At 63.6% G+C, this 5003-nt stretch carries 5 protein-coding genes and 1 pseudogene; 3 read left to right on the plus strand and 3 right to left on the minus strand.

Annotation, left to right across the window (positions count from 1 at the left end):
* On the plus strand, nt 1–1406 hold a 1406-nt coding region (gene rpoD / locus MOV75_RS27270; RefSeq protein WP_247006914.1), incomplete at its 5' end, for an RNA polymerase sigma factor RpoD.
* 165 nt (nt 1407–1571) lie between these two features.
* Here the strand turns inward: rpoD and MOV75_RS27275 are convergent.
* Nucleotides 1572–1808, minus strand: a complete 237-nt coding sequence (locus MOV75_RS27275) for a hypothetical protein (protein ID WP_018318231.1) — start codon at nt 1806–1808, stop codon at nt 1572–1574.
* A gap of 256 nt (nt 1809–2064) precedes the next feature.
* Between MOV75_RS27275 and MOV75_RS27280 the strand changes: the two genes are divergently transcribed.
* Nucleotides 2065–2934 (plus strand): DUF4231 domain-containing protein, encoded by an 870-nt coding sequence (locus MOV75_RS27280; RefSeq protein ID WP_246930045.1) that lies wholly within the window; start codon nt 2065–2067, stop codon nt 2932–2934.
* Between the two features lie 385 nt (nt 2935–3319).
* Here MOV75_RS27280 and MOV75_RS27285 read toward each other — a convergent pair whose 3' ends face one another.
* Both MOV75_RS27285 and MOV75_RS27290 read right to left on the minus strand, forming a co-directional pair.
* The gene (locus tag MOV75_RS27285) at nt 3320–3661 is read right to left on the minus strand and encodes a hypothetical protein (RefSeq protein WP_246930043.1); all 342 of its coding nucleotides are present in this window, start codon (nt 3659–3661) and stop codon (nt 3320–3322) included.
* A 119-nt stretch (nt 3662–3780) separates the two neighbouring features.
* Nucleotides 3781–4713 (minus strand): OmpA family protein, encoded by a 933-nt coding sequence (locus MOV75_RS27290; RefSeq protein WP_246930041.1) that lies wholly within the window; start codon nt 4711–4713, stop codon nt 3781–3783.
* A gap of 156 nt (nt 4714–4869) precedes the next feature.
* Between MOV75_RS27290 and MOV75_RS27295 the strand changes: the two are divergent.
* A pseudogene (locus tag MOV75_RS27295) lies at nt 4870–5003 on the plus strand (lytic transglycosylase); the annotation flags it as partial.

Below are 5003 nucleotides of genomic sequence, written 5' to 3' on the forward strand. Positions count from 1 at the left end.
CTCCGCCGTCGCCGACCCCTTTCCGCGCCGCGCAGCCTGCCGCTGGCGGGCAGGGCGGCGAAGAGAAGGATCCGGGCGAATCCGCCGCCGAAGCCGACATGGACGAGGACGACGAGTTCGAGAACCAGATGTCGCTGGCGGCGATCGAGGCCGAGCTCAAGCCGAAGGTCGTCGAGATCTTCGACAAGATCGCCGAGAGCTACAAGAAGCTGCGCAAGCTGCAAGAGCAGGACATCCAGAACCAGCTCGAGAGCACCTCGCATGGTCCCTCGCTGTCGCCGCACCAGGAGCGCAAGTACCGCAAGCTCAAGGACGAGATCATCGTCGAGGTGAAGTCGCTGCGCCTCAACCAGGCGCGTATCGATAGCCTCGTCGAGCAGCTCTACGACATCAACAAGCGCCTCGTCTCGCACGAGGGCCGCCTGATGCGCCTCGCCGACAGCCACGGTGTCGCGCGCGAAGACTTCTTGCGCAACTACACGGGTTCTGAGTTGGACCCGCGCTGGCTCAATCGTGTCTCGAAGCTGTCGGCCAAGGGCTGGAAGAACTTCGTCCACCACGAGAAGGACCGCATCAAGGACCTCCGCCACGAGGTGCATCAGCTCGCCGCGCTGACCGGCCTCGAGATCGTCGAGTTCCGCAAGATCGTGCACTCCGTGCAGAAGGGCGAGCGCGAAGCGCGCCAGGCCAAGAAGGAGATGGTGGAAGCCAACCTTCGTCTCGTGATCTCGATCGCCAAGAAGTACACCAATCGCGGCCTGCAGTTCCTCGACCTGATCCAGGAAGGCAACATCGGCCTGATGAAGGCGGTCGACAAGTTCGAGTATCGCCGCGGCTACAAGTTCTCGACCTACGCCACGTGGTGGATCCGGCAGGCGATCACCCGCTCGATCGCGGACCAGGCCCGCACCATCCGCATCCCCGTGCACATGATCGAGACGATCAACAAGATCGTGCGCACCTCGCGCCAGATGCTCAACGAGATCGGCCGCGAGCCGACCCCGGAAGAGCTCGCCGAAAAGCTCGGCATGCCGCTCGAGAAGGTCCGCAAGGTCCTCAAGATCGCCAAGGAGCCGCTGTCGCTCGAAACCCCCGTCGGTGACGAAGAGGATTCACACCTCGGCGATTTCATCGAGGACAAGAACGCGATCCTGCCGATCGACGCCGCGATCCAGTCCAACCTGCGCGAGACCACGACGCGCGTGCTGGCGTCACTCACCCCGCGCGAAGAACGCGTGCTCCGCATGCGCTTCGGCATTGGCATGAACACCGACCACACGCTGGAAGAAGTGGGCCAGCAGTTCAGCGTGACGAGAGAGCGTATTCGTCAGATCGAGGCCAAGGCGCTAAGGAAGCTGAAGCATCCGTCGAGGAGCCGGAAGCTGCGGAGCTTCTTGGATAACTGATTTAGAGTCGTTGTATCCGGGGCTGGCTTTGGTCCCTCAAGCAGTGAACGGCGGGCGAGAGCTCGCCGTTTTTGTATTGTTTCAGTGGTTGTCCGCGCATCCATCCAAATGAGAACTGCGGGCCGCAGCCCCGCCGTTCTTGCTTCTGCCGAGGCCGACGCCGACCTACTTCTTCTTCACCCCGACCCGCTCGATCCGCTTGATCTCCAGCGCCGGCCGGCCGCTCTTTTCCGCGATCTCGCGGTCCTGCTCCATGATGAAGGCGCGGGCGGGTTCATCGCCATCGAGGCCGCCGAGCAGCTCTGAGGGCACGCGGCGGTTGGAGCGTTGGGAATCGTCTTCATAAAAGACATTAAAGAAGGCGAATTCGCCTTTGGGATTGGTTCCGGGTTTCTTGGCCATGGCGGCTTGTCGTCGATAAGCAGGCCGCAGTCAAATGTCTTTAGGGCCCGCCGTAGGTCGGCTCCTCGGGAAGAAGCGCTAGGGTTTGCTCACCGTCGGCGGATTGAAGCCGGCGCGACGCGCTTGACCTGAGGTTGATCTTGGAGGAGCATGAAGCTTTCAATTGCTTCGCTGCATTTCGCGGCGCGCGCCTCCGCGACGCCGATCAATTGCCCTGACGCCGTGTGTTCAACGAAAGCATTTTGGGGGGACGACGATGACCATCCTGGAATCCGTTGCGGACAGTCAGGCCAAATGGTCGACCACCGCGAACGCGATGAAGTCGACAATCGATCGCGCGCGCTGGTCCGTCTTTGCATTGTCTTCGCTGGGCGCGGTATTGGCGGCAGTGGCGAGCCAGCTGCCGGAAGGAATTGCCAATCCCCGCACCTTTGTCGCGATCACGGCTGCGATATGCCTCGCATTCGCGACCCTCTTCACGCAGCGCCTGCTCGGTCCCGAGCGTATCGCCGCCTGGGTTCGCTCCCGCGCCATCTCGGAACGCTTGAAGCGCGAGGCCTACCGCTACGCGACGAAAGCTGCGCCCTACGACGATCCGGCCAAGGCGGACGACGTTCTCCGTACCGAGCTGCAGAAGATCGATGAAGACGCCAAGGAATTGCTCGAGCAGCAGATCCCGGCCAAGGACCAGGGATCATCGCCGCGCGTTTTTCTCGGGCTCGACGAATATCTGGCGAAGCGGGCCGGCAAGCAGATCGCGTTCTATGAGGACCGCGCCAAGACGTACCAATCGACGGCTCGGTGGCTCAGGTCTCTGGAGCTGGCCTTGGCGGGAGCGGCGACGTTGCTCACGGCCGTTGCCAGCGTTGTTGCCAAGCCCGTCATTCTGGGCGTCCACTTCGATTTCGCCGCGCTGACGGCCGTGCTCACGACGCTCGGCGGCGCCGTGATCGCCCATATCGAGGCGGAGCGTTACAGCTTTCTCGTGGTGACGTATCGCGCAACGGCATTGCAGCTGCAGCGGCGCGTGGACGGCGCGAAAGCACCGTTGTCGGACTTCGTCAACGACTGCGAAAACATCCTGGCGGCGGAGAACGCGTCCTGGATCGCGAAACACGCCAAGTGAGCTCGATGCCCAGCTGCGCAATTCGCGCGGCCCTCAATAAACGGCGGGCCGAGCCCGCCGTTTATTTTTGGTCTTCAGCGTCACCCGGGGCTGGCGGGGTGACAACCTAGAATAGAAGACTATAGAAGACGCCCTGCGATGGCAAGGCAAATCGCGGTGCCGTCGATATCGCAGCGGACGCATCTGATATGCGTTGGTTGCGATGTGGAACCAACGAAGCAATTGTTTGGATCGTCAAACCACTTTGTTCATCTTCGCGGCCTCGCGCTGCAGCGCATGTGGCGCGCGCTATGTCGGAAGCTGCGCGAGCCTGCACGTCTTCCCGCCTGCGTGCAGCCTGTGATCCGATGTGCGCCAAGCGGGTTCCATCGTCGCGGCGCGCATCTCAATGCGCGCGCGTACGCTGCGCCACCTCCTGCGCAGCAAGCCGCGATCCGTGTCCGCCGCCTTTGCCGCCGTCTTCCTTGCGTCCCTGCGCCATGATCGCGCTGCCCATCGCGGCCGAGCCGAACGTGATGAGGAAGGAGGCGAGCAGCAAGACCAGCGCAATGCCGGGTGCGCGGTCGGCGAAGATCAGCTCGCGCAGATGTCCGGGGTTGAGCCAGAGCAGTCCGCCGACGAGCAGCGTCGCGGCACAGGCGCCGATCGCAAGGTTGATGGCAAGCAGGCGGAACAGGGGAATGCGGAGCAGGGCGGGGCGGCTCGGCTTGTTCTCATGGTCGGGCATGGCCGGTTGCCTCGGACTTTGTCGCGCCGGGAACGACGAGGGAAAGGATGTCTGCGGTCATCCCATCTCACGCCGATCGTGCCGCGATATTGACCCGCATCAAACTCCGGTGCGACGTTTCACGGCGCCACCAGCTCCACTCGCCGGTTCAGCGCCCGGCCGGCATCCGTCGTGTTCGGGCCGACCGGCGCCAGCAAGCCGACGCCGGCGGTGCGCAGGCGCGTCGGCACGATCCGAAAGCTCTTCACCAGCTCGGCGGCGACTGCTTCCGCGCGTCGCTTCGACAGATCGAGATTGTATTCATAGGCGCCCTGGCTGTCGGTGTGGCCGACGATGAAGACGCTCAGCTGCGGCTGGCTCGCGAGCAGCTTTGCGATCTGCTCCAGCGTCGGACGGCTTTCCGGTTTCAGCATGGCCTTGTCGGTGTCGAAATAGATGCCGTAGAGCGCGATGTGGCCGGTCTCGCCAAGTCCCTTCGCCATCGCGGCGGCGTCGACCATCTTGTTCGCGATGGCCCCGAGCTCGGCGATGGTGAGCTGTGCTGTGATGTCCTGGTTGTTCTGGCTGACGATGACGCTGGCATAGGTCTCGCGTCCGCCCTCCGCCTTGCGACCCGCAAAATAGCGGTAGTTGAAGCCGTCGATCCACATCTGCGGCACCGGCAGCGTGTCGATGCTCTCGGTGAAGGGAATGGCGCCGCAGGCGTCCGTGTCGCAGGCCAGCAAGGTCTCGAAGCCGGCCTTGGCAAGCTGCGTCTCGAAATTGCGCGACACTTCCAGGATCGAAGGACCGGGATTGGTGCGATAGGCGATCCGGACGATGCGGCCTTCGAGCTGCCGGGCATCGGTCGGCTGGCCGTCCCTGAAGCTTGCTGCCTGCATCCGCGCCGCGTCAAAATCCTTCGCCACATAGCCGGTGATGACGCTGCCGGCGAACCGGCCGATGCCGGGATAGTCGCGCGCGCCCGCGACGTCGCGCGTCTGCGCGGAGGCCGCGATGTTGCTGAAGGAGAGCAAAGCGAGGACAGCGAGCATCCGGGGCGGAAGGAGCATGGTCACCTCGATCGGCTGGGGGCAGGGGCTAGCGCAGTTCATTTGTCGCGCCCAAGCAGCGATTGGTTCTGGCGGGGATTTGCCGCTTTGACGCGAATCCGGTTCCCGGGCATGATCGCGCGCTTTCCGCGCTCATTCCTCAAAGGAAATTCCCGCATGTTGAGACACGCCCTGGCCACCGCCTTCATCGTCTGTTGGGCCGGCGGATCGGCGCAGGCCGCGCGCTGTGGCGGCGACTTCAACAGCTTCGTCGCCACCATGGCCCAGGAAGCGCAAGCGGCCGGCGTCTC

It is taken from the genome of Bradyrhizobium sp. PRIMUS42 (assembly GCF_023006515.1).
Lineage (GTDB): Bacteria > Pseudomonadota > Alphaproteobacteria > Rhizobiales > Xanthobacteraceae > Bradyrhizobium.

Coding starts and splice junctions, on each gene's coding strand:
- MOV75_RS27290 (WP_246930041.1), bottom strand. CDS start 4,713: ATGCTCCTTCCGCCCCGGATGCTCGCTGTCCTCGCTTTGCTCTCCTTC.
- MOV75_RS27285 (WP_246930043.1), bottom strand. CDS start 3,661: ATGCCCGACCATGAGAACAAGCCGAGCCGCCCCGCCCTGCTCCGCATT.
- MOV75_RS27280 (WP_246930045.1), top strand. CDS start 2,065: ATGACCATCCTGGAATCCGTTGCGGACAGTCAGGCCAAATGGTCGACC.
- MOV75_RS27275 (WP_018318231.1), bottom strand. CDS start 1,808: ATGGCCAAGAAACCCGGAACCAATCCCAAAGGCGAATTCGCCTTCTTT.